This window comes from Corallococcus llansteffanensis (assembly GCF_003612055.1).
GTDB lineage: Bacteria > Myxococcota > Myxococcia > Myxococcales > Myxococcaceae > Corallococcus > Corallococcus llansteffanensis.
Genome location: NZ_RAWB01000836.1, coordinates 1 through 3106, shown reverse-complemented (window position 1 = coordinate 3106; position 3106 = coordinate 1). Strand labels below are relative to the sequence as shown.

At 73.2% G+C, this 3106-nt stretch carries 3 protein-coding genes; all 3 read left to right on the top strand.

Going from position 1 to position 3106, the window contains the following annotated elements; all coding sequences use genetic code 11:
• Positions 1-1353: hypothetical protein (locus D7V93_RS45525; protein WP_158623975.1), on the top strand; the 1353-nt coding region annotated here is incomplete at its 5' end.
• A 66-nt stretch (positions 1354-1419) separates the two neighbouring features.
• Entirely contained in the window at positions 1420-2232 is an 813-nt protein-coding gene (locus D7V93_RS40950) for an STM4013/SEN3800 family hydrolase (protein WP_120648416.1), read from the top strand.
• Positions 2229-3106: STM4012 family radical SAM protein (locus tag D7V93_RS40945; protein WP_120648415.1), on the top strand; the 878-nt coding region annotated here is incomplete at its 3' end. The genes D7V93_RS40950 and D7V93_RS40945, both read left to right, overlap by 4 nt.

Here is a 3106-nt window from a genome sequence, read left to right as displayed (position 1 = left end):
CCGCCCCTGCCGCGTACGTCCGCGGCCCCCGTCGAGAACCGGAGCCCCGCCGCCCAGCCGCGCACGCCGGCCACGGAGCAGGCCCCGCGCAACGCCGAGCGCGAGCGCGACACGTTCTCGCCCGCCGCCGCGCTGCGTCCCTCGGGGCGCGCGCGCGTCACCACGGAGGGAGACAACTTCGTGCTGGAGGCCCGGGGCCAGGTGGGCAACCGCGCCTCCACGCGTTCGGGCGGCGTCCCCACGCGCCTGGGGCCCGCGACGGCCGGCGGTTCGTTCGGAGCGACGGGCAGCCTGCGCGTGGAGGTGCCCCGGCAGGCTGCGACGGAGGCCATCCGCAACGGTGAGTTCCCCAACCCCGCCGCCCCGGAGACGTGGCCGGTGGGCACGCGCGCCCGGGCGGAGGTCCAGGGAGAGACGGGCTTCAACGCGGGCCTGCGCGCGGGGCCGGGCCGGCTGGGCCAGACGCTGGGGCTGAGCACGTCCTATGACCGCAGCCAGACGCAGCGCTACGAATTGCAGCGCACGTCCGAGGACACGCTGCGCGCCTCCGTGACGTCGCAGGGCCGTCAGCGGGACGCGACGAGCGTGCGCGGGCTGGAGGGCCGGCAGGATCAGCGCCTGGAGCACACGCGCACGGCGGACTTCAACATCACCCAGCCGGAGGGCCGGGCCGCGTACCAGGAGTTCCTGCGCACCGGCCAGCTGCCCTCGCAGAACGGCCCGGGCGTGAGCAACGTGGGCTCGACGGATGGCCTGGAGCAGAACCGCGAGGGACGGGTGGCGGGCCGTCAGGTGGCCACCAGTGAGCGGCGGACGAACCTGACCGGCGACGGCGACGGCAACCAGACCTTGCGCCAGACGGACCGCAACGTGGCCGGTGGCACCCAGTCCTTGGAGGCGCAGCTCGGGCCGGACGGTACGGGCCGCGCGGAGACGCGGATCAACGACTCGGTGCGCGCGACCACCACCACCACGCCGGGCCAGCCCGCGGAGATCAACTACGAGCTCAACTTCACGGACCCCACCGCCGCGCGCATGGCCCGCGGCGCGTTCTCCAGCAACGATGGGGACATGGAGAGCGGCGCTCCGTTGACGGTGCGCCTCAACGAGCAGCAGGCCCGCTCGCTGCTGGAGCGCACCATGGGCCCCGGGCTCGGCACGGGCCAGCGCCCCATGGACGCGGCCTTCCGCGCGCTGTCGCAGGGCGGGCAGCAGGCCTTCGCCCAGAGCCTCTTCAACGCGACCGTGGATCAGCAGAACCCCAACGCCCCGCGCCGCGCGCTCGAAGCGACGCAGGCTCCGGCCGCGACCCCGGCCCTGCCCCAGTTCGACGAAGTGCCGAGCATCTCGTAGTCGCTTCCGTTCCGGACCGGGTCGGGGGCGCTGCATGAGAGGCCCCCTGCCCGGCCCTGAGTCCGCATGCAGGACCTGAACGCGATGGTCGGCACGCACGACCTGCTCTTCCTCACGCTGGACACGCTGCGGTACGACGTGGCCCGGGAAGCGCTGGAGCGCGGCCGCACGCCCACCCTCGCGGCGCTGCTGCCCGGGGGCCGGTGGGAGGAGCGCCACAGCCCGGCGAGCTTCACCTACGCCGCGCACCAGGCCTTCTTCGCCGGCTTCCTCCCCACCCCCGTCGCGCCGGGCCGTCACCCGCGCCCCTTCGCCCTGCGCTTCGAGGGCAGCGAGACGACGGGTCCGGGCACCTGCGTGCTCGACGCGCCAGACCTCGTCACGGGGCTGGCCGGGCGCGGCTACCACACGGTGTGCATTGGCGGGACGGGCTTCTTCAACCTGCGAAACCCCCTGGGCCGCGTGCTCCCGGGCCTCTTCTCCGAGGCCCACTGGGCCCCGGAGCTGGGCGTCACCGAGCCCCGTTCCACGGAAAATCAGGCATCACTCGCAGTGAAAATCCTGGGCGCGCTGCCCCGGGAGCAGCGGGTGTTCCTGTTCATCAATGTCTCCGCATTGCACCAGCCGAACCGGCACTACGTGCCCGGGGCGACGGAGGACTCGAAGGAGACGCAAGGGGCGGCCCTGGCGTACGTGGACAGCCAGTTGCCGCCGCTGTTCCAGGCGCTGCGCCGGCGGGGCCCGGCGTTCTGCATCGTGTGCTCGGACCACGGGACGGCGTACGGCGAGGATGGCTACTCGGGGCACCGGCTGGGGCACCCGGTGGTGTGGACGGTGCCCTATGGCGAGTTCGCGCTGCCGGTAGACTCCGGCCCATGACGCGCCTGGAGTCGATGCTCGAAGGGACGCCCTATGTGGCGTACCTCTACGGCTACCCGCACAAGACGGCCTACCGCCCGCTCACGCCCGCGCTGGCGCTGGAGGACGTCTGGGCGAAGGAGCGCCGGGACGCGCTGTTCCTCTACCTGCACGTGCCGTTCTGCGAGATGCGCTGCGGGTTCTGCAACCTCTTCACCGCCGCGGGGCCGAAGGAGGACGTCGTCCAGGCGTGGCTCGCCGCGCTGAAGCGCGAGGCCGGCCGGGTGAAGCAGGCGCTGGGCCCCGCGACATTCGCGCGCGCGGCCATCGGGGGCGGCACCCCCACCCTGCTGGACGTGCCCGGGCTGGAGACGGTGTTCGACCTGGCGGCGGACCTGGGCGTGGATCCGCGCGCGGTGCCGATGTCCGTGGAGGTGTCGCCGGAGACGGCGGATGCGGCGAAGGTGGCGGTGCTCAAGGCCCGGGGCGTGGACCGGGTGAGCATGGGCGTGCAGAGCTTCCTGGAGTCGGAGGTGGCCGCGGTGAAGCGGCCGCAGAAGACGGCGCAGGTGGAGGCCACGTTGGAGCTGCTCCGGAGCGCGGGCTTCCCGACGCTCAACCTGGACCTCATCTACGGCATCGAGGGCCAGACGCCGGACACCTTCGTGCACTCGTTGAGGGCCGCGCTGCGGTACGCGCCGGAGGAGGTCTACCTCTATCCGCTCTACGTGCGGCCGCTCACCTTCCTGGGGAAGAAGTCGCGCGCGTGGGACGACCTGCGCCTGTCGCTGTACCGCACGGGCCGCGACTTCCTCCTCGCGGAGGGCTACTCGCAGGTGTCGATGCGGATGTTCCGCGCGAAGCACGCGCCGGCCGCGCGGGGGCCGGTGTACCG

What these genes read in the sequence shown, in the direction of transcription:
- D7V93_RS40950 (WP_120648416.1), top strand. Translation starts at nt 1,420, where the DNA reads ATGCAGGACCTGAACGCGATGGTCGGCACGCACGACCTGCTCTTCCTC.